This window comes from Paenibacillus artemisiicola, from assembly GCF_017652985.1.
GTDB lineage: Bacteria > Bacillota > Bacilli > Paenibacillales > Paenibacillaceae > Paenibacillus_Z > Paenibacillus_Z artemisiicola.
The window spans coordinates 1-26,028 of record NZ_JAGGDJ010000021.1 but is presented as its reverse complement, the minus strand read 5'-3'; the positions used below and the strand labels follow the sequence as shown (position 1 = coordinate 26,028).

General features: G+C 65.4%; 20 protein-coding genes and 1 pseudogene. 8 read left to right on the top strand and 13 right to left on the bottom strand.

From position 1 onward, the window contains the following. Positions 1 to 268: 268 nt before the first annotated feature. Positions 269 to 721, top strand: coding sequence for a Dps family protein (locus I8J29_RS20780; protein ID WP_420831143.1), 453 nt, complete (start codon positions 269 to 271; stop codon positions 719 to 721). 343 nt (positions 722 to 1,064) lie between these two features. Here the strand turns inward: I8J29_RS20780 and I8J29_RS20775 are convergent, their stop codons facing one another. After that, the gene (locus I8J29_RS20775) at positions 1,065 to 1,952 is read right to left on the bottom strand and encodes a helix-turn-helix transcriptional regulator (RefSeq protein ID WP_208849409.1); all 888 of its coding nucleotides are present in this window, start codon (positions 1,950 to 1,952) and stop codon (positions 1,065 to 1,067) included. 176 nt (positions 1,953 to 2,128) lie between these two features. Between I8J29_RS20775 and I8J29_RS34500 the strand changes: the two genes are divergently transcribed. Further along, a complete protein-coding gene (locus I8J29_RS34500; RefSeq protein WP_338113251.1) occupies positions 2,129 to 2,629 on the top strand; it encodes an MATE family efflux transporter in 501 nt (166 codons plus the stop codon). Then, positions 2,539 to 3,573, top strand: coding sequence for an MATE family efflux transporter (locus I8J29_RS20770; RefSeq protein ID WP_338113250.1), 1,035 nt, complete (start codon positions 2,539 to 2,541; stop codon positions 3,571 to 3,573). Before I8J29_RS34500 ends, I8J29_RS20770 begins: the two co-directional genes overlap by 91 nt. Positions 3,574 to 3,844: 271 nt before the next feature. On the opposite strand, the gene I8J29_RS20765 is transcribed toward I8J29_RS20770, so the two are convergent. Together I8J29_RS20765 and pyk are read right to left on the bottom strand one after the other, a co-directional pair. Beyond that, positions 3,845 to 5,776 (bottom strand): ABC-F family ATP-binding cassette domain-containing protein, encoded by a 1,932-nt coding sequence (locus I8J29_RS20765; RefSeq protein WP_208849408.1) that lies wholly within the window; start codon positions 5,774 to 5,776, stop codon positions 3,845 to 3,847. A gap of 123 nt (positions 5,777 to 5,899) precedes the next feature. Continuing rightward, a pseudogene (pyk, locus tag I8J29_RS20760) lies at positions 5,900 to 6,910 on the bottom strand (pyruvate kinase); the annotation flags it as partial. A gap of 124 nt (positions 6,911 to 7,034) precedes the next feature. Between pyk and I8J29_RS20755 the strand changes: the two are divergent. Further along, positions 7,035 to 7,823 (top strand): helix-turn-helix transcriptional regulator, encoded by a 789-nt coding sequence (locus I8J29_RS20755; protein ID WP_208849406.1) that lies wholly within the window; start codon positions 7,035 to 7,037, stop codon positions 7,821 to 7,823. Positions 7,824 to 8,137: 314 nt separating this feature from the next. Here I8J29_RS20755 and I8J29_RS20750 read toward each other — a convergent pair whose 3' ends face one another. Continuing rightward, positions 8,138 to 8,782: an SOS response-associated peptidase gene (locus I8J29_RS20750; protein ID WP_208849405.1), complete on the bottom strand. Its 645-nt coding sequence runs from the start codon at positions 8,780 to 8,782 to the stop codon at positions 8,138 to 8,140. A gap of 241 nt (positions 8,783 to 9,023) precedes the next feature. On the opposite strand from I8J29_RS20750, the gene I8J29_RS20745 reads away from it, so the two are divergent. Genes I8J29_RS20745 through I8J29_RS20735 form a run of 3 tightly spaced genes read left to right on the top strand, consistent with a single transcriptional unit; the run spans position 9,024 to position 12,682 of the window. Further along, positions 9,024 to 10,472: a spore germination protein gene (locus I8J29_RS20745; RefSeq protein WP_208849404.1), complete on the top strand. Its 1,449-nt coding sequence runs from the start codon at positions 9,024 to 9,026 to the stop codon at positions 10,470 to 10,472. Between the two features lie 13 nt (positions 10,473 to 10,485). After that, positions 10,486 to 11,580: a GerAB/ArcD/ProY family transporter gene (locus tag I8J29_RS20740; protein WP_208849403.1), complete on the top strand. Its 1,095-nt coding sequence runs from the start codon at positions 10,486 to 10,488 to the stop codon at positions 11,578 to 11,580. Next, on the top strand, positions 11,573 to 12,682 hold the full coding sequence (locus I8J29_RS20735; protein ID WP_208849402.1) for a Ger(x)C family spore germination protein: 1,110 nt from the start codon (positions 11,573 to 11,575) through the stop codon (positions 12,680 to 12,682). Before I8J29_RS20740 ends, I8J29_RS20735 begins: the two co-directional genes overlap by 8 nt. 1 nt (position 12,683) lies before the next feature. Here the strand turns inward: I8J29_RS20735 and map are convergent, their stop codons facing one another. The 9 genes from map to I8J29_RS20690 all read right to left on the bottom strand — a co-directional run bounded on the left by map (position 12,684) and on the right by I8J29_RS20690 (position 25,110). Then, positions 12,684 to 13,427 carry a type I methionyl aminopeptidase gene (map, locus tag I8J29_RS20730; RefSeq protein WP_208849401.1) on the bottom strand — a complete coding sequence of 248 codons (744 nt, stop codon included), beginning with the start codon at positions 13,425 to 13,427 and terminating at the stop codon, positions 12,684 to 12,686. A 244-nt stretch (positions 13,428 to 13,671) separates the two neighbouring features. Next, the gene (locus I8J29_RS20725; RefSeq protein WP_090639126.1) at positions 13,672 to 13,860 is read right to left on the bottom strand and encodes a hypothetical protein; all 189 of its coding nucleotides are present in this window, start codon (positions 13,858 to 13,860) and stop codon (positions 13,672 to 13,674) included. A gap of 174 nt (positions 13,861 to 14,034) precedes the next feature. After that, on the bottom strand, positions 14,035 to 14,229 hold the full coding sequence (locus tag I8J29_RS20720) for a hypothetical protein (RefSeq protein ID WP_208849400.1): 195 nt from the start codon (positions 14,227 to 14,229) through the stop codon (positions 14,035 to 14,037). Positions 14,230 to 14,332: 103 nt separating this feature from the next. Then, positions 14,333 to 14,776 (bottom strand): PaaI family thioesterase, encoded by a 444-nt coding sequence (locus I8J29_RS20715; RefSeq protein ID WP_208849399.1) that lies wholly within the window; start codon positions 14,774 to 14,776, stop codon positions 14,333 to 14,335. Then, positions 14,766 to 16,502, bottom strand: a complete 1,737-nt coding sequence (locus tag I8J29_RS20710) for a long-chain-fatty-acid--CoA ligase (RefSeq protein ID WP_208849398.1) — start codon at positions 16,500 to 16,502, stop codon at positions 14,766 to 14,768. The genes I8J29_RS20715 and I8J29_RS20710 overlap by 11 nt, the downstream gene beginning before the upstream one ends. Before the next feature lie 231 nt (positions 16,503 to 16,733). After that, on the bottom strand, positions 16,734 to 18,527 hold the full coding sequence (locus I8J29_RS20705) for an acyl-CoA dehydrogenase family protein (RefSeq protein WP_208849397.1): 1,794 nt from the start codon (positions 18,525 to 18,527) through the stop codon (positions 16,734 to 16,736). Positions 18,528 to 18,650: 123 nt separating this feature from the next. Then, positions 18,651 to 19,865 carry an acetyl-CoA C-acyltransferase gene (locus I8J29_RS20700; protein WP_208849396.1) on the bottom strand — a complete coding sequence of 405 codons (1,215 nt, stop codon included), beginning with the start codon at positions 19,863 to 19,865 and terminating at the stop codon, positions 18,651 to 18,653. A gap of 58 nt (positions 19,866 to 19,923) precedes the next feature. Continuing rightward, positions 19,924 to 22,341, bottom strand: a complete 2,418-nt coding sequence (locus I8J29_RS20695) for a 3-hydroxyacyl-CoA dehydrogenase/enoyl-CoA hydratase family protein (RefSeq protein WP_338113249.1) — start codon at positions 22,339 to 22,341, stop codon at positions 19,924 to 19,926. 456 nt (positions 22,342 to 22,797) lie between these two features. Next, positions 22,798 to 25,110 carry a (Fe-S)-binding protein gene (locus I8J29_RS20690; RefSeq protein ID WP_240546367.1) on the bottom strand — a complete coding sequence of 771 codons (2,313 nt, stop codon included), beginning with the start codon at positions 25,108 to 25,110 and terminating at the stop codon, positions 22,798 to 22,800. Positions 25,111 to 25,344: 234 nt separating this feature from the next. On the opposite strand from I8J29_RS20690, the gene I8J29_RS20685 reads away from it, so the two are divergent. Further along, the coding region (locus I8J29_RS20685) for an electron transfer flavoprotein subunit beta/FixA family protein (protein WP_208849394.1) at positions 25,345 to 26,028 on the top strand (684 nt) is incomplete at its 3' end.

Here is a 26,028-nt window from a genome sequence, read left to right as displayed (position 1 = left end):
CAACGGCTATTGACAAACGTTATTATTTATAATAATTTTAATTTAGAAGTTATTCTTATCTAAGTTTCAGCATCGCCCGGCCGCGGTTAAGAAGAGGAGAGCGCGGAGCCCCGCTTCGCCCGCCGCGATTATTTCGCCGGCCGTTTCGGCACAATAATTGGGTATCCTGCCGGAACCGCGGGGACCGCACGGAGCGCCGGAAGGCTGACAGCGTGCAGCGCCGGTGCATTGCAGCAGCGCCAACACGCTCATTTTATGACAAAGGGAGATGCCGAACATGCCGACGAAAAAACTGCAAACGATCCTCAACAAACAAATCTCGACCTGGAGCGTCCTGTACGTGAAGCTCCACAACTACCACTGGTACGTCAAAGGCAACCAGTTCTTCACGCTGCACGTGAAATTCCAGGAGCTGTACGAGGAAGCGACGCTGCACGTCGACGACATCGCGGAGCGCCTGCTCGCGATCGGCGGCCAGCCGCTCGCCTCGATGACCGAGTACCTGGAGCATTCGACGGTGAAGGAAGCTTCGAGCAGCGAATCCGCCGAGGAGATGGTGGACATCCTCATCGAGGACTTCACGAAGGTGGCCGCCGAGCTGAAGGAAGGCATGGAAGTGTCGGCCGAAGCGGGCGACGACACGACCGGCGATCTGCTGCTCGCGATCCACAAGTCGCTGGAGAAGCACATCTGGATGCTAAAAGCGTTCAACGGACGCTAAAGCGCGGCACGGCAGCCGGATCGGCGCCATGCCCTACCCAAGACCGTCATTCGCGGCAAGACGCCGCGGGTGGCGGTCTTGCTGCGTTCCGGTCTTGATTGCCCTGAGGCGGTCTTCCTGCTCTTCTTGCTCTTCTTGCATGCCGGCGGTCTTGCTGCGTCTAGCCGGTCTGTTGGCATTTCGGCCTCGATAACAGCCTCATGCGCTCGGATTCCTGCGTGGCACGCGCGGGAGACTGGCTCCACGAGAGCCGCCCAAAGACCGCGCCAGGACGTTGAGCGCGCGGAGCTCGCGCCCGCGCAAGATCTCTCCGGGCGGCGCGCCAAACGCGGACCGGCCGGCGTCAGCCGTACGCGAACCGCTGCCGGAACTTGCGCGGCGAGAGCCCCTCCGCCCGGGTGAAGCAGGAGGTGAAGTACGCCGCCTGGTTGAACCCGACCTCCTCCGCGACGCGGGCGACGGGATGGTCGGTTTGCAGCAGCAGCAGCTTCGCCTGCTCGATGCGGTGGCGGAGCAGGTATTCCATCGGCGGACAGCCGTAGTAGCGCTGCATGCAGCGGGCGATGTACACGGGATGGAAGTTGAGCCGTTCGCCGAGCTCCTGCGCGGTCACCGGCTCCCGGTAATGCTTGCGCAGATAGGCCGCCGCCTGGTCCGCGCACGCCGCGGCGGGCGTCGACTCGTCCTTGGCCGCGGACGCGGACAGCTGCCGCAGCAGCTCCTGGAACACCGACTGCTGGCTCCACTTCGCGCTGCCGGAATAGAAGCTCTGGTTCAGCTTGACCAGCTGCTCGAACAGCTCCTCGGCTTTCCCGGGCTGGGACAGCCGGACGAATTGGGGCACATGGATCGGAAACGTATGCGTGGCATACGACCACAGCGCCTGCGTGCGTTTCTCGTCGTAGGCTTCCTCCCCGTGCCGCGGCGGCTCGCCGTCCGTGGCGGCCCAGCTTCCCGTCGTCTGAAAATGCAGCCAGTAATACGATGTCGGCACTTCGCAGCCCTTGGTCCCGTAGTGGTAACGGTCCGGCCGCAGGATCAGCGCGCAGCCTTCGCCGACCTCGAAGGTCCGGTCCTCCTCCGCCATGTACAGGCAGCCTTCGCGGACGAACAGCAGATCGAAGACTCCGACGTTGCGGCGGCTGACGTGCCGTCCGCCCGGCGCGTAATGCGACGGTCCGCACAGCATGTAATGCGGCAGCGGCGGCACCGTGAATTGCAGCATGCTCATGGCGGTCCCTTCCTTTCCCGGCGAGGTCGGCTTAATGAGGGCACGGAGGTTGCGATCGTGAAAGTTTCGGTTGATCCCCTCATACTTTGCGTCCAGTATACCATCTATAATTTGAATGTGAAACGGGCGCGGCTGCGCGGCCGCACGACGACATCACCGGAAAGCAGGCAACCGACATGGGCGCGACCGCCACCCTCAAAACCGATTCCCGTTCGTATTCGCTATGGTCCTTATCTTGGCCGATCTTTATCGAATTGTTCCTTGCCACCCTGCTCGGCACCGTGGACACGCTCATGGTGAGCCGCGTCTCCGACGACGCCGTCGCGGTGGTCGGGCTGTCCAACCAGCTGTTCAACGGCTTGAACACGCTGTTCATGACGATTACGGGCGGCGCGGGCATTCTCGTCGCGCAGAAGCTGGGCTCGCGCAAGCCGGAGGAGGCCCGCACGATCGGCATCATCGCCGCGAAGTTCACCGCGGGCATCGGCCTGTGCATCAGCGCGGCGCTCTGCCTGCTGCCGGACCAGGTGGCGCGGCTCATCCAGATGCCGGAGGAGCTGCTCCCGCTCGCCGCGGCTATATCGCCGTGGCCGGCTGCGGCCTCGCGCCGTTCGCCCTGTCCGCGGCGTTCGGCACCGTCATTCGCAACACCGGCAACACGCGGGGCCCGATGCTGACGGCGGTCGGCATCAACCTGCTGCACGTGATGTTGAATTACGGGTTTATTTTCGGCGCGTTCGGGTTCCCGCGGCTCGGGCTGCAGGGCGTCGCGATCTCGACTTTCTCCTGCCGGACGATCATGATGCTCGTGCTCGCCTACATGTTCATGCATGCGTTCGAGCGCAAGGTTGGAATCGCAGATATTCGGCTCCGGAGTCCGAAGCTGTTCAAGGAAGTGCTGCGCATCGGCTGGCCGCTCGGGGTCAACTCGTCCTGCTGGATGCTCTCGCAAATGGTCATCTTCATGTTCCTCGCCGTCATGGGCGCCAAGGAGCTCGCGACGCGCACCTACCTGAACACGCTGGAATCGTTCTGCTTCATGCTCGGCCTCGCGATCGCGATGGGCGTGCAGATCAAGATCGCCCACCTCTTCGGCTCCAAGCAGTGGAAGGACGCGTACGCCAGCGCGTACAAAGCGCTCGGCGTCGGGCTCGTCATCGTGACCGTCAACGCCGCGGCGCTCGCGCTGACGGGCCGCTGGTTCCTCGGCTTCTTCACGAAGGACCCGGAGATCCTGCGCATGGGCGTCTCCCTGCTCGCCCTCAACATCGTCCTGCAGCCCGGCAAAATGCTCAACATGGGCTTCGGCTCCGGCCTGAACGCGGTCGGCGACACCCGCTTCCCGATGATGACGGCCCTGTTCTCGATGTGGGGCGTCGCGACGGGCTTGTCGTACTACTTCGGCCTGCACCTCGGCTGGGGGCTCGTCGCCGTCTACGTCTGCATGATCGCCGACGAATACGTCCGCGGCGCGCTCGCGTTCCTGCGCTGGCGGCAGCGCAAGCACCTGACGCGCGCGGAGCAGCGGGACCTGCGGCAGCAGTCCGCCGCCGACGGCGCGGCCGCGCAGCCGGCGGGCGCCGCGAACGCGGCCGCAACCGCGACCGGCGCCCGCGCTTAAGCGGGCTGGCGCCGGGACGAAGGGCCGTTCGCGCCTCGCGGGGAGGCGCGGCACGCGTTTCGTCGTGAGCGGGCGTCCCCAGCCATCGGCCCGGTTCGGCCTCGGCTCGGCTCGACTCGGCTCGACTTTCGTATTCCCCCTGTTGCCTTGCCAATAAGGCCAAAAAAGCGCGGAAAGTAGAGCAAAACATAAAGGCAAACCGAAACGCGAATCCGCGTTTCGGTCTGCCTTTTTTGCCTGGCCCGGCCATCGCCCGCCCGGGGCGCGCCGCTTATTTCTTCTTGTTCGCCGCGATCTGCTCCGCCAGCTCGTTCAGGAACGTCCAGCGGTCCATCAGCGTCTCGAGCTTCGTCTCCAGCTCCGCCTGCTTGGCCATCAGCTCCTGCAGCCGCATGGAATCGCTGCCGGCCGCCTCCATGTCCGCCTGTACCTGCCGCAGCGCCTCCTCCGTCCGCTCGATGTCCGCGTCGATCGTCTCGAACTCCTTCTGCTCCTTGTACGACATTTTCGTCGGCTTGGCCGGCTCCTGCTCCGCCTCGGCCGCCGGCCTCTTCGGCGCTTCGCTCTCCGCCCTGCGCTCGGCGGCATCCGCGGAGCGCACCCCGTGCGCGGACGCGTACGCCTGGTAATCCGAGAAATTGCCGACATGCTGCTCGATGACGCCGTCCCCTTCGAAGGCGAAGATCCGCTCCGCCGTCCGGTCCAGGAAATACCGGTCGTGGGACACCGTGAACACGACGCCCGGGAAGTCGTCCAAATAATCCTCGAGCACCGTCAGCGTCAGGATATCGAGGTCGTTGGTCGGTTCGTCCAGCAGCAGCACGTTCGGCGCATCCATCAGCACTCGCAGCAGCTGCAGCCGCCGCTTCTCGCCGCCGGACAGCTTCGCGATCGGCGTCCACTGCTGCGCCGGCGGGAAGAGGAACCGCTCCAGCATTTGGCCCGCCGAAATCGTCGACCCGTCGGCCGTCGTCACCTGCTCCGCGCTTTCCCGGATATAATCGATGACGCGCAGCGACTCGTCCATCTCCTCGCGCTCCTGCGAGAAGACGCCGAGCTTCACCGTCGGTCCGAGCGTCACGGTGCCCGCGTCCGGCTCGAGCTTGCCCGCGATCAGCTTCAGCAGCGTCGACTTGCCGAGGCCGTTGCGCCCGACGATGCCGACGCGGTCCTCCGGCACCGCGATGTAGCTGAAGCCGTCGATCACGGCGCGGCCCTCGAACGTCTTGCGCAGTCCTTCGATCTCGAGAATCTTCTTGCCGAGCCGCGAGGACGCGACGGACATCTCCAGCTTGCCGGCCGCCTTCTCCGGCCCTTGCGCGCTCAGCGACTCGAAGCGCTGGATGCGCGCCTGCTGCTTCGTCGAGCGCGCCTGCGCGCCTCGCCGCATCCATGCCAGCTCATTGCGCAGCAGGTTCTGGCGCTTCGCCTCCGAAGCGGCCTCCCGCTCCTCGCGGTCCAGCTTCAGCTCGAGGAACCGGCTGTAATTCGCCGTGTAGAAGTACGCGCGGCCCTTGTCGAGCTCGAGCGTCCGGTTGCTGACGCGGTCCAGGAAGTACCGGTCGTGCGTGATCATGAGCAGCGCGCCCTTGCGCTTCTGCAGCATGCCTTCCAGCCAGGCGACGGATTCGTTGTCGATATGGTTGGTCGGCTCGTCCAGCAGCAGCACGTCGGCCGGCTGGATGAGCGCCGCCGCCATCGCGGCGCGCTTGCGCTGCCCGCCGGACAGCACGCCGAGCTTCGCGTCGTAATGCTGGATGCCGAGCTTTGAGAGCGCGATTTTCGCGTCGCTTTCGATGCCCCAGGCGTCCAGCTCGTTCATCCGCTGGTTGGCGCGGACGAGCCGCTCCTGCAGCGCCTCGTCGCCGGGCTTCAGCTCGAGCGCCCGCAGCGCTTCCGTATACGCGCGGACGGCCTGCATCGGGGCGGTGTCGCCGCCGAGCACATGGTCCAGCACCGTCTCCTCGGGGTCGAACTTCGGATCCTGCGCCAGCATCCGCACCGTCGCGCCGCCGGCCGTCAGAATGGCGCCCGAATCGGCCGGCTCCAGTCCCGCTACTACCTGCATGAACGTCGATTTGCCGGTCCCGTTGACGCCGATGATGCCGATCTTGTCGCCCGTCTCCACGCCGAACGACACGTCCTGGAACAGCACCTTCTCCCCGTAAGTCTTCGAAATATGATCAACCGTCAATACGTGCATGATTGCTCCCGCCTTACGTTAATGAATACGCCAAACGCCGCCCCAAAGGGCGGCGCCGCGCTTACCTTCTCTATTCACTTTAAACGAAGCCTACGCGCCGATCAAATCTTTCTTGGCGAGCTGCTCCCGCGCCTGCTCGGCGCGGATCGCGATCGCCGCCATCGTGCGGACCGCTTCCAGCGGATATTTTCCCGCCGCCGTCTCGCCCGAGAGCATGACCGCGTCGGAGCCGTCCCATACCGCGTTCGCCACGTCGCACGCTTCGGCGCGGGTCGGGCGCGGGTTGCTCTGCATGGATTCCAGCATTTGCGTCGCCGTGACGACGAACTTGCCGGCGCGGTTGCAGGCGTCGATCATTTGCTTCTGCGCCAGCGGCACGTCCTCGATCGGAATCTCGACGCCGAGGTCGCCGCGGGCCACCATGATGCTGTCGGAGGCTTCCACGATCGCTTCCAGCTCGTCGAGGCCTTCCTGATTCTCGATCTTCGACATGACCTGGATGTGGCTGGCGCCCTTCGCGGCCAGCATCGCCTTCACTTCGCGCACGTCCTCGGCGCGGCGGACGAACGACATCGCGATGATGTCGACGCCGTTCTCGATGCCGAAGGCGATGTGCAGCTTATCGCGCTCCGTGACGCCCGGCAGGCTCGTGCGGATGCCCGGCAGGTTGACGCCCTTGCGCGACTTGATGAGGCCGCCGTTCTGGATGAGGCAGACGACGTCGGCGCCTTCGATGCGGACGACCTGCAGCTCGATCAGGCCGTCGTCGATCATGATGCGCGAGCCGACCTTGACGTCCTGCGCGAGGTCGTAGGACACCGAGATCCGTTTCTCGGTGCCTTGGATCTGCTCCGTCGTCAGCGTCAGGAATTCGCCGGCCTGCAGCAGGTACGACGGCTCCTGCAGAAGACCCGTGCGGATCTCCGGTCCTTTGATGTCCAGCATGATGGAGACGGGCAGGTTCGTCTTCTTCGCGGCCGCGCGGACCATCTCGATGCGCTGCTTATGATCGTCCAGCTCCCCGTGCGCCAAATTCAGTCTTGCTATATTCATGCCGGCAAGCAGCATATTTTCCAGCATCTCCGGCGACATGCACGCGGGTCCCATGGTACATACGATCGCTGTCTTTTTCATTTACGCTCACTCCTCGATCATTTTCATTCCTGTTTTCATTGTAGAGGAACAATTGCGCGAGCGCGATGTACTATAGTACAGTGTTTGTAATATAGTATGATGAAGACGGGCGGTGAAATTTGCCATGTTCGACATTTTCGACATTCGCCAGGAGCGGGGTATCCTGCAGCGCGAACAGCAGCCGCTCGGCAGCGACAGCTTCACGCTGGTGTGGGTCCGATTCGGGCAGACCGCTTACCGGGTCGCCGGCCAGCCGATGGCCTGCCGCAAAAACGACCTGCTGCTCATCCCCTCCGGCCTGCCCGCCGCCGAGCTGCGCGGCGCCGGCACGATCCGCGAAAGCGTCGTCGTGCGCTTCAGCCCGGCCGACGCCGCGACGGTGCAGCTGCTGCCGATTCTCGCGCGCCGCGCGCCCCTGCGCTGGGTGACGCACATGCCGGAGCTGCTGCTCGAGAAGCTGCTGTACATCGTCGAGCAGTGGACGGCGCGGGACCGGTATTTCTCGGTCATGTGCGCGGCGCTGCTGACGGAGCTGATGGTCACGGTCAGCCGGGAGGTCGACGAAGGCGAGAAGGCGCCTTCGTCGATCCACCACATCGAGGTCATGAAGCGTTACGTCGACGACCACTACCGCGGCAAAATCACCAAGCACGAGCTCGGCGCCTGCATCGGCGTCAGCCCGAACTACGCCGCGTCCCTGTTCCGCAAAGTGACGGGCATGACGATCAGCGACTACGTCCACCGGCGGCGGATGAAGACGGCGCTCTACCTGTTGCAGCACTCGCGGCTGACCGCGCAGGACATCTCGGACCATCTCGGCTACAGCGATCCATCGTACTTCAATCGGATCTTCAAGCGCATCACGGGCAAGCTGCCCTCGGATACGATCGCGGAGCGGGAGCGGCTGGAATGAAGCGCGGGGCGGGGCGACGGGCGGACGGCTCGGTATCGATCCACCGACGGAAGCGCCCCCGTCGGTGGATGTACATCTTGTCAGGCGGCACCCACCGGCTGGCGCCGCCGGTAGGCGGAGCGGCTCGCCCGGCGACAACTACCACCCGCAGGCGCCGCAGCCGCCAGTGTGCCGGCGGCTTGCCTGGCGAAACTCCGCTCGCCGTACCGCCCCGCCGCTCCCCCTGCGGCGCCGCATCCCCCGCACCCGCCAACGCGCGCAAAAAAGCCCCCGAGCCGCTGACAAGCGGCACGGAGGCTCTCCCATCCAATACGCTACACCATTTCCGTACGCGGCGCTTCGAATTCGAGATCCGCTTCGCCGCTCGGCGTGAGCGGAATCGCGAGCATGCGCACGGATTCCATCATGCGGAGCATGTTCTTCAGCTCGAACGGCGAGCGGGCGCCGCGGGTCAGCCAATCGTCGATGTCCTCCGGCTCCAGGATGGCGGGCATTTGCTGCTGGAAGGGGGCGATGAGGCCGTTTGACTTGGTCATGAGCATCGTGCAGGTGCGCATCTCGTCGCCCGACGCTTGACGGAACACGTCGTACAGGCCGGCGATGGCGAACGTGCCGCTGCGCATCGTGATTTTGAAGCGCTCGGTCACCTTGCCCTCGGTCCGCGTCACGTAGAAGCCGGTGCACGGAATGACGCAGCGCTGCTTGGCCGCGATCCGTTCGTAGATCGGCTTGTCGAACAGCTTCAGGCTGTCCATCCGCACGGAATCCTTCGCCCAATACGGGACCATGCCCCAGCGGAATTCGTCCAAAATCCGTTCGTTCTTGTGATGGATGATCGCCGAAATCGACTCCGTCGGGAAAATCTCGTACCGGCCGGCGGTGTGGAACAGGACGTTGTCGAGCGCGAAACGCTCGGTCAATTCGGAAGACGCGGCCGCAATCGATATAGCTTGGCACATTTGGTAAAAACCTCCTCTTGTTTCGGCTAGTATGGCCGCATCTTCCAAAATCATGTACCGCCCGTCCGAATTTACGAGGAATTCCTATTACGCCTCCGCGATCATCGAAGCGATTGCGCGAAACGCCCCGGCGCCGCCCTTCGTTCGCCCCCGTCCGCACCTCCGCATCCGCCGCATTCCGTATAAATTGCCAGTCATAGGAAACGCTGAAACCATACCGATTTCGAACAGTGCAGGTGGGATGATGGAACAGCAACAGCAGGAGCAGCAGGAGCAGCAGCAGCAGGACCGGCCACAACTGTCCCATATCGCGCAGCAGTTCGACGACTGCGCGGACTTCAAGCATCAGACCTACGCCCAGCTGAACGTCGACCTGCTCTACTTCGACCATATGATCGACGGCCAGAAGCTGGACCGCGAGATTCTCGGGCCGCTCCAGTCGGCGCCCGAAGACAAGCTCCAGGACATGCTCGACCGGCTGTCCTTCGCGCGAAAAAGCGAGGACAAGCAAATCGTCGAAGACATCCTGAGCGGGAGCGTGGCGCTGTTTCACCGAGACGCCGTCTATAGCATCGACCTGTACAGCCCGAAGGGCAGGCCGATCAGCCAATCGGAGACCGAGACGACGATTACCGGGCCGCACGAGGCGTTTTCCGAGCCCGCCGGGGAGACGCTCTCCCTGATTCGCCGGCGCGTGCGCAGCTCCCACCTGAAGTGCCTGCGCTTCCGCGTCGGGGAAATCACGAAAACGGACGTCTACCTGCTCTACGTCGCCGATATCGCCAATATGGACAACGTGGACGAGCTGAAGCGGCGCATCCAGGGGGTCGAGATCGACGCGGTGCACGATACGAACATGCTCGTCCAGCTGATCGACGACAGGCCGGCATCCCTGTTTCCGCAGTTTTTCACGACGGAGCGCCCCGACGCGATCGCCTCCAAGCTCGTCGCGGGCCGGATCGTCGGCATCATGGACGGCAGCCCGTACGCCTTCAGCGCGCCGACGTCGTTCTTTGAATTTTTTACGTCCTCCGACGATTACTATCAGCGGTGGTCGCTCGGCACGGCCACGCGGATCCTGCGGTTCATATCGTTCATCATTACCATTTTGTTCACTTGTTTCTATGTATCCGTCACGACGTTCCATTACGAGATGATCCCGCAAAACATGCTGCTGACCCTGTCGGAGTCGCGCAGCCGCGTGCCGTTCCCGCCGGTGTACGAGGCGCTGTTCATGGAAGCGGTCATCGAATTTCTCCGCGAAGCGGGCGCCCGGCTGCCGACCAAGATCGGCCAAACGATCGGCATCGTCGGCGGTATCGTCATCGGCCAAGCCGCCGTTCAGGCCGGCTTCACGAGCAACATTCTGATCATCGTCGTGGCGTCCTCCGCGATCGCCTCGTTCGTCATGCCGAGCTATATCATGAGCGCGTCCATCCGGCTGATCCGCTTCGGCCTGATCATCCTGGCCGGCATCTGGGGCAATCTCGGCATTACGATCGGCATTGCGTATCTCATCATCCATTTGAGCCACCTGACGAGCCTCAATTCCTCGTACATGACGCCGATCGCGCCGCATAAGCCGGGCGACTGGCTGGACGTCTTCATCCGCGCGCCCTTCAAGCTGCTGAAGAAACGGCCGACGCAAGCGAGAACCCCGAATCCGGTGCACGTCAGAACGAAAAAGTAGGAGGCGTTTCGCATTGAAGGCCGTCAAGGAGAAACTGTCCTCCTTTCACACTATGGTCCTGATTTACATGACGCAGACGGGCGTCGCCGTCCTGGCGCTCGGCCAGATGCTCGCGGTCACGTTCGGCTACAACAGCTGGCTGGCGCTGCCCGCCTATGCGGCCGTCGTCACGGTCAACCTGCTGCTGATCGGTCTCGTTCACCGCATGGGACGGGGAAAGTCCATCTTCGACATCATGGAACGGCGGCTGCCCAAGCCGCTGCTCGCGCCGCTCTATCTCCTGCTGATCTCGGTATGGAGCATGCTGGCCTGCCTCGTCATCATGGAGTACGTGCTGGTTTTCCAAATGATCGCCTTCCCCACGACCAATTCGATCTGGTTCAAGCTCGTCATCGACATGCTCGGGTTCATGCTGTTCACGAAAGGCCTCTATACGATCGCCAAGGCGAGCACCGTCTTTTTCTATTTGACCGTCTGGATGTACCCGTTATCCTGCATGTTCTTCAACGAGTTCAATTGGACCCGGCTGACGCCGTTTCTGCTGCAAGGCGGAAATCACCAGCCCGCGGGCATCGTCGGCATCTATTACGCGTTTCTGGGCTACGAGCTCGTCCTGCTGCTGTTCGGGCACGTCGACCGCTCCGTGAAGCTGATCAAAATGGCGATCTGGGCGAATCTTCTCGTCCTGCTCAGCTACGCGTACATTTGCTTCCTCGTGTTAGGCTTCTTTGGCCTCCATGAATTGCAGAAGATGCAGTATCCGCTCATCGACATGTTCGCCTTCATCAAGTTTCCGTTCATCGAACGGATCGAGAACGTGCTGTACGGCCTGCTGTTGTTCACGATGCTGTCCACCATGTCGATGTACTTCTGGGCGTCCAATGAAACGAGCGGCCGGCTGCTGCCGAAGATCAAATCCGAATATCGGGGCGGGGCTTTGGTCGCCGGGACGTTCCTTATCAGCATGATGCCGGATACGATCGGCGACGTCGATCAATGGCTGTCGCTGTTCGCCCGGATCGAAATCGGCATCTCGTTCGGCCTGCCGCTCTTCCTGATCGCCCTGCTTCTGATCCGCAAAGAGAAGGAGACGACCGCCGATGCGTAACCTCCGCCGCCTAATCGCGCTTCTCGCGCTCGCCGTCGCGGTCCTGCTCGGGGGCTGCGGCGACCAGCGGGTGCTGGAGAGGATCGGCTTCATTCAGACGACCAGCTACGACCTCCTGCCGAACGGCGAGCTGAAAGTCGCCGTCGCCATTCCGCGCCTTGACGAGGAATCCAGCGAGCAACGGGAAGTGCTAAGCACGACGGCGCGCACCAGCAAGCTGGCGCGGGTCGAGATGTCCCGGCAGACCAGCCTGCAGCTCGTCAGCGGCCAGCTGCGCGTCACGCTGCTCGGCAAGTCGTTCGTTCAGGCCGGGATCGGCCATCACCTCGACACGCAGGTGCGCGACCCGGCCGTTTCGCCGCTGATGAAGATCGCCGTCGTGAACGGCGACGCCGAGGAGCTGCTGAATCGAAGATACAGCCAGCATCCGCGGACGGACCGTTACATCGAGCGGATGCTCGAGAAGGAAGCCAGCACGCATTCCATCCCGAGGTCCACGCTCCATCAGTTCGTGCGCGACTACTTCGACGACGGCATCGACCCCGTCGCGCCGCTCCTGCGCCAGGCGGGCGAGAACATCGTCACCGACGGCATCGCCCTGTTCAAGCACGATCGCTACGTCGAACGGCTGCCGCCGAAGGAAGCGATGATCTTCGCCGTCCTGCGCGGCAATTTCAGGCAGGGCGAATTCGCCTTCGCGCTGCCCAAGGGGGAACGCACGAGCAAGGAATCGGTCTTCATTACGTCGCTCGTCAGCAAACGCGGCGTTCGCGTCTCCGGATCGGGCGACAAGACGAAGGTGGTCATCAGCGCGAAGCTGCACGGTTCGCTGCTGGAATATATGGGCGGCCTCGACCTCGGCAGAAGAGAGGACGTGAAGAAGCTGGAAGCGGAGGTTGGGGCGTATCTGTCGGGGGAGGCGGAGCGCGTCATGAAGAAGATGCAGGCGAAGGGCGCCGACAGCGCGGGCGTCGGCACCTACGTGCGCAATCACATGGGCTACGCCGCCTGGAAGAAAGTGAACTGGGAGCGGGTGTACCCGAACGTCGACGTGGAATGCCGCATCCGAATGACGATCGACAACGTCGGCAAGATGAAATGAGTCATTCCGTCAGGATGACCGGACCGGCCGCCGTAATCGCGACCGTGTGCTCGTACTGCACGCCCCGGGAGCCGTCGGAGGTGCGGGCCGTCCAGCCGTCCGCGTCGATGACGACGTTCGGCCGGCCCGTCACGAGGATCGGCTCGATCGTGATGACCATGCCTTCCCGCAGCTTCTTGCCGGTGCCGGCCTTGCCCGTGTGAAGCACCTGCGGATCCTCGTGCATCCGCCTGCCGATGCCGTGGCCGATGAACGCCTCCACGACGGCGTAACCGCCCCGGTCGGCGACGGCCTGCACGGCGCTTCCGACGTCGCCGAGCCGGGCGCCCGCCGCCGCCTTGGCGATGCCCCGGTACAGCGCCAGCTTCGCCGTGCGCATGAGGCGCGCCATCTCCGGACGCGCCCGTCCGACCGCGTACGTCCACGCGGAGTCGGCCATCCAGCCGTCCAGCTCCGCGACCATGTCGATCGTGACGATATCGCCCGCGCGCAGCGGGACGTCCGTCGGCAAGCCGTGGCAAACCACGTCGTTAACGGACGCGCAGGTCGCGAACCGGTAGCCGCGGTAGCCCTTCTGCGCGGGCTTCGCGCCGCGGCCGAGCATGAACGCCTCCGCGAAGCGGTCGATCTCGAGCGTCGCGACGCCGGGCCGCAGGCGACGGCCGATCTCGCGATGGCAGGCCGCGACGATCCGGCCCGCCCGGCGCATCCGGGCGATCTCCTCCATCGTTTTGAGTTGAATCATGGGTCATCCCTCCTGAAGCAGGCGGCCGGCGATCGCGGGTACGGAAGAGAAAGGTACGGGAGCGGGATGCGGTGCGGAGACGAGAGCGCGAATCGTCCGTGCCCGAAGGACGCGGGACCGATTCGGACCGGAGATGCGGCATGGCCTGCCGTGTTCGATAGGACGGTTCGGGAAACCGGCCGGGCCGGGCAACAAAAAAGCCTTGTCCCTATCGTACCGGGCAAGGCTTATCATTTCAGGTTAGTTAACTCACCGAGGAGCGCAGGCGCCCCATTTCATGCTCCACCAATAGCGTCAATTCCTCCTCATACCCGCCCGTAATCCGATACTTGCGGATATAATCCCGAACGAACTTCCGGGAGTCCTTCGGCTGGAAAATTCGCGTAAGCTCCACGAGGCTTTCTTTGACTTCATTGTGGCTGTGTTTCGCCATGAAATCCCCTCCTAGCATCGGTTGGTAGTTCTAACAAATCCGTAAGCGAGCATGTTGAACGATCCATATGAATGAAAGGTGAGTCAGGAGCTTGATGGAGCCATATAAATTAAATTTTCTAATTTATCAATCAATTATAACATTTTCAATCAGATTATAAAAGCGAACACGGCATTATTTATTTGTGAACGATCCTTTTTTGTCATTTTCTGTCGAATCGGCGCCGGGGATATCCCTCTCCTGCGGACGCGGTGCCGAGGCCGACCAGGCGCTGCTTTTGTACATGCGCAAGTACGCCAAGACGCCAACGATCGCAACGAGGATGCCGAACAGGATGACCGCAGTCGTGATCCAAGGGCTAACCACCATGCGCCCTCCCTTCGCTCCGCTGAGTTTCCATATATAGGCTAATTATAGAGGAAAGGAATAACGCTTTCAATGCGGCGGACAACCGCTTTGGAAATGTAACATGTTACAATCCGGTTACCCTGCGAAACGTTCCGCTTCCCCAAGCAAGGAGCTCGCCCTTATTATCGGCAATCCGTCCCTCCAGCGTGAGCGTCCGGCGCGAACGATGGATCAGCGCCGCCTCGCAGGTCAACCGCCCCTCCGACGAGGGGTGCAAATAATGGACGTTCAGCCCGGTCGTGACCGTCCCGTCCCCCGGACACGCCAAAATCGCGACAAGGCCCATGGCGTTGTCGAGCATGGACGCCAGGACGCCGCCGTGGACGATGCCGGCCATGTTCAGATGCTCCGGCCGCACTTGCAGCGCGATGACCGCCTTGCCCGCTTCGGCGGTCACCAATTCGAAGCCCAGATACCCCCAAAACGACTTCTTCGCCGCCGCTTCCAGCGCTTCGAGCGCCGGGCGCGCGTCCGGCCCGTTCGGAGGACCTTGCCCGTTATCCTTCATGGCCTCCACCCTCATCGTTCCCGGCCGCGGCCAGTTCCTCATCTTCCTGCAGCTTGCGCCGCAGCACCTTGCCGATCATGGACATCGGGAGCTCGTCGCGGAATTCGTACAGATGCGGCACCTTGAACACGGCCAGCCGCTCGCGGCACCAGCGGTCGAGCTGCATGGCGGAGACGGTCACGTCCTTGCGCAGCACGACGAACGCCTTCACCGTCTCGCCGCGGTATTCGTCCTTCACGCCGATGACCGCCGCTTCCCGCACGGCGGGGTGCTCATACAGCACCTCCTCCACCTCGCGCGGATAGATGTTGAAGCCGCCGGCGATGATGATGTCCTTGATCCGGTCCACGATCGTGAAGAACCCGTCGGCGTCGACGCTCGCCAGGTCGCCGGTATGCAGCCAGCCGTCCCGCAGCGCCTCGGCCGTCGCTTCCGGCCGGTTCCAATACCCCTTCATGACCTGCGGTCCCTTCACCAGCAGCTCGCCGACGCCGCCGGCCGGAAGCTCCTCGCCCGTCGCCGGGTCGACGACCTTGGCCAGCGTGCCGGGGAGCGGAAGGCCGATCGTGCCGATTTTGCGCTTCGTCCAGAGCGGGTTGGCGTGGGTGACGGGGGCCGCTTCCGTCAAGCCGTAGCCTTCGATGAGCCGCCCGCCGGTCACCGCCTCGAACCGCGTCTGCACTTCGAGCGGCAGCGGCGCGGAGCCGCTGATGCACGCCTTCACGGACGACAGGTCGTATTTCTTCGCGTCCGGATGGTTCAGCAGCGCCACGTACATCGTCGGAGCGCCCGGGAACACCGTCGGCTTCTCGTCGCGGATCGCCTTCAGGACGTTCTCGATTTCGAACCGCGGAAGGAGCACGATGGAGCTCGCTTTGAGCACGGACAAATTCATAATCACCGTCAACCCGAACACGTGAAACAGCGGGAGCGCCGCAAGGAACCGCTCCTTCCCCTCCCGCATCCGGTAAAACCATGCCTCGCACTGGACCGCGTTCGCGATCAGGCTGCGGTGCGTCAGCATGACGCCCTTCGCCGTGCCCGTCGTGCCGCCCGTATATTGCAGCTGCGCGACGTCCGTCTCCGGAGCGGTTTCCACGTGCGCCGGCAGCTTCGATGCCTTCGCCATGAAGGACGCGTACCGCGTCACGCCGTCCTTGCCGTACGGAATGAGCGGCTGCGGTCCCGCGCGGCGCTGCTTGATCGGATACAGCAGGTTTTTCGGAAACGGCAGCCCGTCTTGGATGGACGTCACGATTACCCTGCGTAGTCCCGGGACCGGGCCGGCTTCCGGCGACTCGCCCCGGACCCGCGCCAGGCGGGGATACAGCACGTCGAGCGTGACGATGACGGCGGCGCCGCTGTCCCGCAGCTGATGCTCCAACTCCCGCTCCACGTAGAGCGGGTTCGTCATGACGACGACGGCGCCCGCGAGCAGCGCGCCGAAGTAGGAGACGACGGCCTGCGGGCAATTCGGGAGCATGATGGCGACGCGGTCGCCCTTGGCGGCGCCGGCCGCCTGCAGCCCCGCCGCCATCCGCTGCGCCGCGGCGAGCAGCTCCTTGTAGGAGATCCGCTTGCCGAAGAAGAACAGCGCCTCCTTCGCCGGATGCTTGGCGGCGGTCTGGATCAGCATGTCGCCGAGGGCGATATTCGGAATCGCGACGTCGGGGGCAACCTCGCCGGGATAGTTGCGAAGCCAGGGCCAAGCCTGCGGTTGGTTCATTTTTGTGGCCTCCCAAAGTTTTTGCGAAACTTCCTGGGATACGTCTTCGCGAGTAAAAACTCGCTTCGGAAGCATAGGCTTGTTTTTGCGCGAGCAAAAACTCGCTTCGAAAGCATAGGCTGAAAGTTTTTGCGAAGCTTCCTGGAACAACTTCTTTGCGAGTAAAAACTCGCTTCGGAAGCATAGACGCGTTTTGCGAAACTTCCTGGGCAAAAACTCGCTTCGGACAGCCTACAGCGTATACTGCTGGCTCTTCACGACCCGCGCGGCGATGCTCCGCTTGAGCGCGATCGTGTCGCCGAGCGGCGCGCGCATGAGCTTCTTCAGCACCGCGAGCTGCGTCTGCAGCGCGTCGCCCGTCTCCAGCGCGGCGAGCGCCGTCTTGGCGTGGCTTTCGACGCGCTCCATGGCCTCCTGCACGAAGACGGCCGTCATCTCGACCGCGTTCCGGGTGCGGGCGGCCGCGGCTGGATCGGCCCGCAGCAGCATTTTGCGCGTCCGGAGCGCGGCGCTCTCCATCGCGAACGTCTGGATCATCATGTCCGCGAGCAGGCACAGCGTCTCCTGCTGCTGCTCGAGCGCAAGCCCGAATTTTTGCACCGCGAGCCCGCCGACCGCGAGGAACGTCCGCTTCGCCTGCCCGATCCGGTACGTCTCTTTGGCGAGCGGCTCGTCGAACGCCGGCAGCGGCATCGGCTGCAGCAGCTCCGCCTGGAGCGCGCGCGCCTTGCGCAGCAGCGGCAGCTCGCCCTTCAGCGCCTTTTTCATGAGCGTGCCGGGGATGAGCATCCGGTTGATTTCGTTCGTGCCCTCGAAAATCCGGTTGATCCGCGAATCGCGGTAAATCCGCTCGACCTTGTACTCCTTGACGTAGCCGTAGCCGCCGTGAATCTGCACCGCTTCGTCCGCCACGAAGTCAAGCGCTTCCGTCGCGAACACCTTGTTGATCGAGCATTCCAGCGCGTATTCGGAGATGGCCTTGGCGGCCCTCGCCCCGGCGCCGTCCGCGTCGCCGCCGGCCGCTTCGCTCGCCCGCAGCATTTCGTCGATCCAGCCCGCCGTGCGGTACACCATGCTCTCCGTGACGAACGCCGCGATGTTCATGTCCGCGAGCTTCGCCCCGATGAGCGGGAACGACGCGATCGGGCGGCCGAACTGCTTGCGGCCGTTCGCGTATTTGGCCGCGAGCGCCACCGCTTCCTTCGCGCCGCCGACGCAGCCCGCGGCCAGCTTGAACCGGCCGATGTTCAGGATATTGAACGCGATGACATGGCCCTTGCCGACCTCGCCGAGCACGTTTTCCGCCGGTACCGGCGTATCGTCGAAGAAGATCGGGCAGGTCGAGGACCCCTTGATGCCCATCTTGTGCTCCTCCGGGCCGATGCTGAAGCCGGGCAGCCCGCGCTCCACGATGAACGCGGTAAAATGGTCGCCGTTCACCTTCGCGTACACGATGAACATGTCGGCGAACCCGGAATTCGTAATGTACAGCTTGGAGCCGTTCAGCACGTAATGCGTGCCTTCGGCGTTCAGGCGCGCGGTCGTCTTCGCCCCGAGCGCATCGGAGCCGGACGACGGCTCCGTCAGGCAGTACGCCGCGATCTTCGTGCCGGCCGCCAGGTCGGGCAAATACTTCGCCTTCTGCGCCGGCGTGCCGAAGAACACGATGGGCAGCGTGCCGATGCCGACGTGGGCGCCGACGGACAGCGCGAAGGACGACGCCTCCGCCAGCGTCTCCGCGAGCAGCGTCGAGCTCACCTTGTCGAGCCCGAGCCCGCCGTACGCTTCCGGCACGTCCGCGCCGAGCAGGCCGAGCTCGCCGGCCTTGCGCAGCAGCTTGACCGTCAATTCGTAATTCAGCGCTTCGATTTCGGCGTCGCGGGGCCGGACCTCGCCTTCGAGGAACGCGCGCGCCGCTTCGCCGATCATGACCTGCTCGTCGGTAAAATCCTCCGGCGTGACAATATCCTGCGGTGCCATATCTTCGATTACGAAACGGCCGCCCCAACCTTTGTTCTGGGCCATACCGCTGCCTCCTTTCTCTATCAAGCGGGAGATGCGTCAGGAATGGGAATGAGGTGAACCCTCGCGCAAAATACCGGAAAAGGCGGATTCATGTGCAAAACGGTCCAAAAGCCGCGCCTCCGCTCAAACGGGGTCCGCGTCCGGCTCGGCCGTGAACACGCCCGCCGCTCCCATGCCGCCGCCGACGCACATGGACACGATGCCGGTGCCGCCGCCCCGCCGCCGAAGCTCGTGGATAAGCGACACGGACAGCTTGGCGCCCGTGCAGCCGAGCGGGTGGCCGAGCGCGATCGCGCCGCCGTTCACGTTCACCTTCGCGGGATCGAGGCCGAGCTCCGCGATGATCGGCAGGCATTGGGCGGCGAACGCCTCGTTGAGCTCGATCGCGTCCACCTGCCCGAGCGTCACGTTCGCGCGGGCAAGCGCCTTCGGAATCGCCTCGATCGGCCCGATGCCCATGACCTCCGGCGCCACGCCGGCCACGGCGTACGCGCGGAAGACGGCCAGCGGCTTCGCGCCGATCCGCTCGGCCCGCTCCCGGCTCATGACGACGACCGCCGCGGCGCCGTCGCTCATCTGCGACGCGTTGCCCGCCGTCACCGTGCCTTCGCGGGCGAAGGACGGCTTCAGCTTCGCCAGCACCTCCGGCGTCGTGTCGGGGCGCACGCCTTCGTCCTGGTCGAACGTGAACGGCTTGCTCCACGGGCGGCCGTTGTCGTCCACGCCTTCCCGCTGCACGTGCAGCGGGACGATCTCCTCGCGGAAGCGGCCTTCGGCGATGGCCCGGGCCGCCTTGCGGTGGCTCTCCGCCGCGTACGCGTCCTGCGCCTCGCGGCTGACGCCGTAGCGCCGGGCCACCTCCTCGGCGGTGTGGCCCATGCCCATGTACACCTCCGGCATGCCGTCCGCGATGCCGGGATGCGGCGAAAGCTTGAAGCCGGTCATGGGGACGTGGCTCATGCTTTCGACGCCGCCGGCGAGGACGACGTCCGCCTCGCCGAGCCGGATGCGCTCCGCGGCGTAGGCGATCGCCTGCAGCCCCGACGCGCAAAACCGGTTGACGGTCACGGCCGGCGTCGTGACCGGAAAGCCCGCATACAGCGTCATGATGCGGGCGAAGTTCAGCCCCTGCTCGCCCTCGGGCATCGCGCAGCCGATGACGACGTCCTCGACGTCGGCGTAGTCCAGCCCGGGCACGCGGTCGACGGCCGCGCGAAGCACGGCGCGGCCGAGATCCTCGGCGCGCGCGTCGGCGAGGCTGCCCTTCTTCGCTTTGCCGACGGCGGTGCGCACGGCGGCGACGATGACGGCGTCGCGCGGATTTCGTTCAGCGTTCATCTCGGGGAATCCCTCCTTCGTGAATGGGTCGGTTCGGACGGCTTCTCCGTCCGTTCCGTTAATTCCGCAGCGGCTTGCCGGTCGCGAGCATGTGCTGCATTCGCGCCTGCGTCTTCGGCTCGCCGCACAGGCTGAGGAACGCCTCGCGCTCCAGGTCGAGCAAATATTGCTCGCTCACTTCCGCTCCCGGCGCCGCCTCGCCGCCGGCGAGCACGTGCGCGAGCTTGCGGCCGATCCGCACGTCGTGCTTGCTCGCCATGCCGCCGAGCCGCATGTTCTCGACCGCCAGCTGCAGCACGGCGCGCCCTTCGCGGCCCGCGACGCGGATGCGCCGGTCCGCCGGCGGCGGAGCGTAGCCCTCGCGGTCCATCGCGAGCACCGTCCGCTTCGCCTCCGCCGCGCGCGTCTCGCCGCGGAGCACAACGCGGTCCTGCGGCCGCATGAAGCCGAGGCGGGCGACGTCGTAGCCGCTCGTCGACGTTTTGCCGAGCGCGATCGTCTCGAACAGGGCGTTCACCTGCGGCTGCAGGTTGCCGTCCGCGCCGGTCCGCGCGTCGGCGAGCGCCGCCGCTTCCTTGCAGCCGCCCCCGGCGGGAATGAGGCCGACGCCCGTCTCGACGAGGCCGAAATACGTCTCGGACGCGAACACGATCCGGTCCGCCGGCAGGCACGCTTCCACCCCGCCGCCGAGCGTCATCCGGTGCGGCGCCGCCACGACGGGCCGGTCGAGCCGCTTCAGCGTCAGCATGCTCTGCTGGAACTGCGCGATGATGTCGTCGATCTCGTCGAAGTCGCCGTTTTGCGCCTCGAGCAGGAGCATCATGAGGTTCGCCCCGACGCAGAAATGCCGTCCTTCGTTCGCCACGACGAGCCCGCGCCAATTGCGGCTGACCTCCGCCGCGCTTTGGCGGATCGCGGTCAGGATATCCCCGCCGATCGCGTTGTTCGGCGAATGGAACACGAGCGCGGCCACGTCGTCGCCGATGTCGAGCAGGGACGCGCCGGCGTTGCCGAGCACGAGCTTGCCGGCGTCCTTGACCGCCTTCAGCGAGAGGACGTCGGGCTCTTCCTCCTGCAGCCGGTACTCCCCGCGGTTCGCGTAGAAACGCAGCGTGCCCTCCTGCTTGTAAAAGCCGCGGTTGCCGGCGGCGATCCAGTCCGCCACCCATTCCGGAATCTCGTCGCCCTCCGCGCGCATCCGCTGGACGGAGCGCTCGAGGCCGATCGCGTCCCACAGCTCGAACGGGCCGAGCTCCCAATTGAAGCCCCATACCAGCGCGCGGTCGATGTCGGCGATCGTGTCCGCGATCGCGCCGAGCTGGCGGGCCGAATAGAGCAGCACCGTCTTGAGCGCCGTCCAGGCGAACCGGGCATACCGGTCGTCCGGGTCGGTGAACAGCAGCGCCTTGACCTTGGCCGCGGTGCCCTTGGCCGACTTCGCCGCCTCGATGACGGGCGAATGGACGCTGCGGCGCGGCGCGTACGTCAGTGTGTCGAGCTGCAGCGTTTCGATGTCGCTGCCGCCGCCTTGCCGCTTGATTTTGCGGTAAAAGCCGCTCCCCGCCTTCTCGCCGGTCCAGCCCTTCGCCACGAGCGCCTCGAGCTCCGGCGGCCGCGCGAACGCGTCGCGCTCGGCGGGGTCGTCGCTGCGCTCCCGCACGTTGTCCAGGACGTGCAGCAGCGTGTCGAGGCCGACGAGATCGAGCAGGCGGAAGGTCGCCGTCTTGGGCCGGCCCATCGCGGGACCCGTCAGCGCGTCGACCTCGTCGACGCCGAGCCCGTACGCCCGCGCCGCCGCGATCGTCGTCGCCATGCCGTACGTGCCGATCCGGTTGGCGATGAAGTTCGGCGTGTCCTTGGCGCGGACGACGCCTTTGCCGAGCTGCCCTTCGCAGACGGCCGCCAGGCGGTCGATCGTCTCGGGCGCGGTATCGGGGCCGGGCACGACCTCGACCAGCTTCATGTGCCGGGGCGGGTTGAAGAAATGCGTCACCGCGAACTGCTTCCGGAACGTCTCGCCGCGCCCTTCCGCCATCGCGGCCGCAGACAGCCCCGACGTATTCGAGGACACGAGCGTGCCCGGCTTCAGCACGGACTCGATGCGGGCGAAGACGCTCCGTTTGATATCCAGCCGTTCAACCACGGCCTCGACGATCCAATCGACCTCGCCGAGCCGGGCGAGATCGTCCTCCAGGTTGCCGGGCGCGATGCGCCCGATGAACGAGGCTTCGTACAAGGCCGGCGGCTCCTGCTTCGCCAGCCGGGCGAGGCCGGCCGCGGCCAGCCGGTTGCGGACGGCCCGGTCCTCCAGCGTCGCGCCGGCTTTCGCCTCCTGCTCCGTCAGCGCGTCCGGCACCACGTCCAGCAGCAGCACGGACATGCCCGCGTTGGCGAGATGGGCGGCGATGCCCGCCCCCATGACGCCCGATCCAATGACTGCCGCTCGGCGAACCGCCGGCGTCGATCGTACTCCCACGCAGCTCCCTCCTTCGGGGTAAAATGGCCGCTCGGCGCGGCAGCGGCGGCTATGTACCGTTTCGGCGTCCATGCCGGCCCCGGCGCGGCGATGTACCGTGCCGGAGCCGGCTCTTGGCGCCGTTTCCGCCCCTACTTGCAGTCGTGTACCGTACCGGGTGGTACGGCTCTTGGCGGTGCGTTTCTTTGCCAGATCGCGGTCATGTACCGCACCGGGTACCGCTCTTTGCGCGTTTTGCGCCGAATCGCGGCCATGTACCGTACCTGGTACCGCTCTTTGCGCGTTTTGCGCCAATCGCGGCCATGTACCGTACCGGGTACCGCTCTTTTCTCAATTTCCGCCGAATCGCGGCCATGTACCATACCGGGTATCGCTCTTTGCGCGTTTCTAGCCGAATCGCGGCCATGTACCGTACCGGGTACCGCTCTTTGCGCGTTTCTCGCCGAATCTCCCCCGCTATCGCCCGCCGCCGAATACGCTTTCGGCCAGCAGCTCGGCGACGTCTCGGGCGCGGACGCGGTCCTCGGCCTCGTGCAGCTTGATGCCGTCCTCCATCATCGTCAGGCAGTACGGGCACGCGGAGCCGATGACCGTCGGCGACGCGTCCAGCGCCTGCGCCGTCCGGGCCTCGTTCACGCGCACGCCGGCGCGCTCCTCCATCCACATCAGGCCGCCGCCCGCGCCGCAGCAAAGCCCGTTCGCGCGATTCCGCTCCATCTCCAGCAGCTCCACGCCGGGGATCGCCCGCAGCAGCGCGCGGGGCGCTTCGTACTCCCCGTTGTACCGGCCGAGGTAGCACGAGTCGTGGTACACGACCCGCTCGGACACCGGATGCGCGGGCACGAGCGAGCCGCCGGCGACGAGCCGCGCGAGCAGCGTCGTATGATGCTCCACCGCCACGGCCCTCGCGAGGCCGAAATCGGCGTATTCGTTCTTCAGCGCGTTGAACGTGTGCGGGCAAATCGTCACGATCCGCTTCACCCCGTAGCGCTGCAGCGTCGCGACGTTCTCGGCGCACAGCGTCTGGAACAGCAGCTCGTTGCCGAGGCGCCGCGCGGTGTCGCCGGAATTCCGCTCCTCGCCGCCGAGCACGGCGAACGGGACGCCGGCTTGCTGGAGCAGCCGCACGACCGCGAACAGCACCTTGCGGCTGCGCTGGTCGTACGCTCCCATCGTCCCGGCCCAGAGCAGCAGCTCCGGCCGGTCGCCGCCGGCGGCCGCCTCCTTCATCGTCCGCACGGGCCGCGCGTCCGGCACGGCCGCTTCGTACGCCGCCAGCCAGGCGCCGCGTTCGCCGCGGGGCAAGCCCCACGGATTGCCCTGGCGCTCGATGTTTTGCATCGCGCGCTGCGCCTCCGCCGGCACGCGGCCCTCGGTCAGGACGAGGTAGCGGCGCATGTCGATGATTTTGTCCACGTGCTCGTTGCCGACGGGGCACTGGTCCTCGCAGTTCCGGCACGTCGTGCACGCCCACAGCTCCGTCTCCGTCATGACGTCGCCGATCAGCGCGGCGTCCGCCGCCGCGGCGCCGGCGCGCGCCTGCCAGCCGTGCTTCTGCGCCGTCATCGTCGGCTCGATCGTCGTCGCCGCGGCGCCGCCGCCGCTCCAGAGCGGCACCGTTTCCGCCATCGCGTGCGCGCCCGGCGCGCCGCCCCCGAACGCGGGCACCCACGGCGATTTCGAAGTAATCGCGGCGCCCTTCTCCGTCAGATGATCGCGCAGCTTGACGATCAGATGCATCGGCGACAGCAGCTTGCCCGTGCCCGCGGCCGGGCAGACGTTCGTGCAGCGGCCGCACTCGACGCAGGCGTACAGGTCGAGCAGCTGCTTGCGCGTAAACTGCTCCACCGCCCCGACCCCGAACGACTCCGCGTCCTCGTCCTCGAGGTCGAGCGGCGCCAGCCGGCCCGGCGGCGAGCCGCGGCGCAGCCACAGATTGACCGGCGCCGTGAAAATATGAAAATGTTTCGACTGCGGCACGTACACGAGAAACCCGAGCAGCACCGCCAAATGCAGCCACCAAAACACCTCGTACAGCACGCTGCCCGCGGCCGGCGTCGCGCCGAGGTCCCGGAAGCCCTCGGCGATGCCCGAGGAGACCGGCGCGTACCCCGCATACAGCGACGCCTCCGCTCCCCCGCCGCCCGAAGGCGTTTCCTTCACATGATCGAACGCCTGCGTCAGCAGCACCGTCAGCATCAGCCCGCCGATGAACCACAGCACGACCGACGGCTTCCAGCCCCGCTTCAGCCGCGTCAGCCGCTCGACGTACCGTCGGAATCCGCCGTACAGGATCGCCAGCAGCACGAGCGATACCGTGATCTCCTGCGTCAGCACGAACCCATGATACGCCGGATACGGCAGCGCGCGGCCCGTCAGCCTTTTCCACACGATGTCCGCCGCGCCGAACTGCAGCACGATGAACCCGTAGAAGAGCACGAGGTGCATGATCCCGCTGCGCAGGTCCTTCAGCAGCTTGCGATGTCCGAACACGTGCCCCGCCCAGCCCAGGCCCCACGCGAACCTCGGCGCCGCCTCCGACGCCAGCGCGGCGTTCGCCGCGAACGAGGACACGCGCAGCAGGTCGTCGTCGTCGTTCTCGGGATCCGGGGGATCGGGCGGCGGCGGATGCGCGCGCTCCGTTTTGCGGCCCAGCAGCATGTACGCCAGCCTGCGGCGGACGACCGTATAAAAGCAGGCCAGTGCCGCCAACACGAGCAGCGCGAAGGCCAGCCACCGGATGCCCGAAGCCAGCGTCAGCTCGTTCATTCCTCCCACAAGGCTTCCTCCTTCCCTTGGCACGCGATGCGGTTCAGTATATGTCCCTGCGGACGCCCGCATGTCGCGGGGCCAAGGCCCCCGAGGCCCGCCGCGGTCTAATCCGAGGGCCAAGTTCATAAGGTAACAAAGGCGGCGGGCGGCTTATTTTATCGTATTCGGCGGCCGTGGGACGGTATGACTGCCGCAGGCAAATCCAAGTGAGTTCGGGAGGTGCACGGACCGGTGCAGCTGACGGTGCTGATCAAGCAAACCTTCGATACGGAGGAGAAAATCGAAATCGCGGACGGGGTCGTCGCCGAGGACGGCGTCAAATTCATCATCAACCCGTACGACGAATACGCGCTGGAGGAGGCGCTCCGGCTGCGCGAGGCGCACGGCGGAACCGTGACGGTCGTCTCCTGCGGCGGCGACCGCGCGGTCGAAGCGCTGCGGACCGCGCTCGCCATGGGCGCCGACGAGGCGGTGCTCGTCGCGCGGGACGGGTTGCCGGACGACGGCCATGCCGTCGCGGCGGCGCTGGCCGCCGCGGTGAAGGAGCTGCGGCCGGACCTCGTGCTGGCGGGCCTGTTCGCCGTCGACCGGGGCGCGGGCAGCGTGGCGCTGCAGGTGGCGGAACGGCTCGGGCTGCCGCACGCGTCGGCGGCGCTGAAGCTGACGGTGGAGGACGGCGCGGCCGCCGGCCAGGCGCCGAGCGGGGCCGCGTGGGGCGGCGGGGACGGCCGGGTCGCCGTCGTGGAGCGGGACACGGAATGGGGCGTGGAGACGGCCGCGGTGCCCCTGCCCGCGCTCGTGACGGCGCAGCAGGGGCTGAACGAGCCGCGCTACCCGTCGCTGCCGGGCATCATGAAAGCGAAGCGCAAGCCGCTGCGGCAGCTGACCGCCGCGGAGCTCGGGCTCGGCGCGGAC

Coding starts and splice junctions, on each gene's coding strand:
- I8J29_RS20780 (WP_420831143.1), top strand. CDS start 269: ATGCCGAACATGCCGACGAAAAAACTGCAAACGATCCTCAACAAACAA.
- I8J29_RS20775 (WP_208849409.1), bottom strand. CDS start 1,952: ATGAGCATGCTGCAATTCACGGTGCCGCCGCTGCCGCATTACATGCTG.
- I8J29_RS34500 (WP_338113251.1), top strand. CDS start 2,129: ATGGGCGCGACCGCCACCCTCAAAACCGATTCCCGTTCGTATTCGCTA.
- I8J29_RS20765 (WP_208849408.1), bottom strand. CDS start 5,776: ATGCACGTATTGACGGTTGATCATATTTCGAAGACTTACGGGGAGAAG.
- I8J29_RS20755 (WP_208849406.1), top strand. CDS start 7,035: ATGTTCGACATTTTCGACATTCGCCAGGAGCGGGGTATCCTGCAGCGC.
- I8J29_RS20750 (WP_208849405.1), bottom strand. CDS start 8,782: ATGTGCCAAGCTATATCGATTGCGGCCGCGTCTTCCGAATTGACCGAG.
- I8J29_RS20745 (WP_208849404.1), top strand. CDS start 9,024: ATGATGGAACAGCAACAGCAGGAGCAGCAGGAGCAGCAGCAGCAGGAC.
- I8J29_RS20735 (WP_208849402.1), top strand. CDS start 11,573: ATGCGTAACCTCCGCCGCCTAATCGCGCTTCTCGCGCTCGCCGTCGCG.
- map (WP_208849401.1), bottom strand. CDS start 13,427: ATGATTCAACTCAAAACGATGGAGGAGATCGCCCGGATGCGCCGGGCG.
- I8J29_RS20725 (WP_090639126.1), bottom strand. CDS start 13,860: ATGGCGAAACACAGCCACAATGAAGTCAAAGAAAGCCTCGTGGAGCTT.
- I8J29_RS20720 (WP_208849400.1), bottom strand. CDS start 14,229: ATGGTGGTTAGCCCTTGGATCACGACTGCGGTCATCCTGTTCGGCATC.
- I8J29_RS20715 (WP_208849399.1), bottom strand. CDS start 14,776: ATGAAGGATAACGGGCAAGGTCCTCCGAACGGGCCGGACGCGCGCCCG.
- I8J29_RS20710 (WP_208849398.1), bottom strand. CDS start 16,502: ATGAACCAACCGCAGGCTTGGCCCTGGCTTCGCAACTATCCCGGCGAG.
- I8J29_RS20705 (WP_208849397.1), bottom strand. CDS start 18,527: ATGGCCCAGAACAAAGGTTGGGGCGGCCGTTTCGTAATCGAAGATATG.
- I8J29_RS20700 (WP_208849396.1), bottom strand. CDS start 19,865: ATGAACGCTGAACGAAATCCGCGCGACGCCGTCATCGTCGCCGCCGTG.
- I8J29_RS20690 (WP_240546367.1), bottom strand. CDS start 25,110: ATGAACGAGCTGACGCTGGCTTCGGGCATCCGGTGGCTGGCCTTCGCG.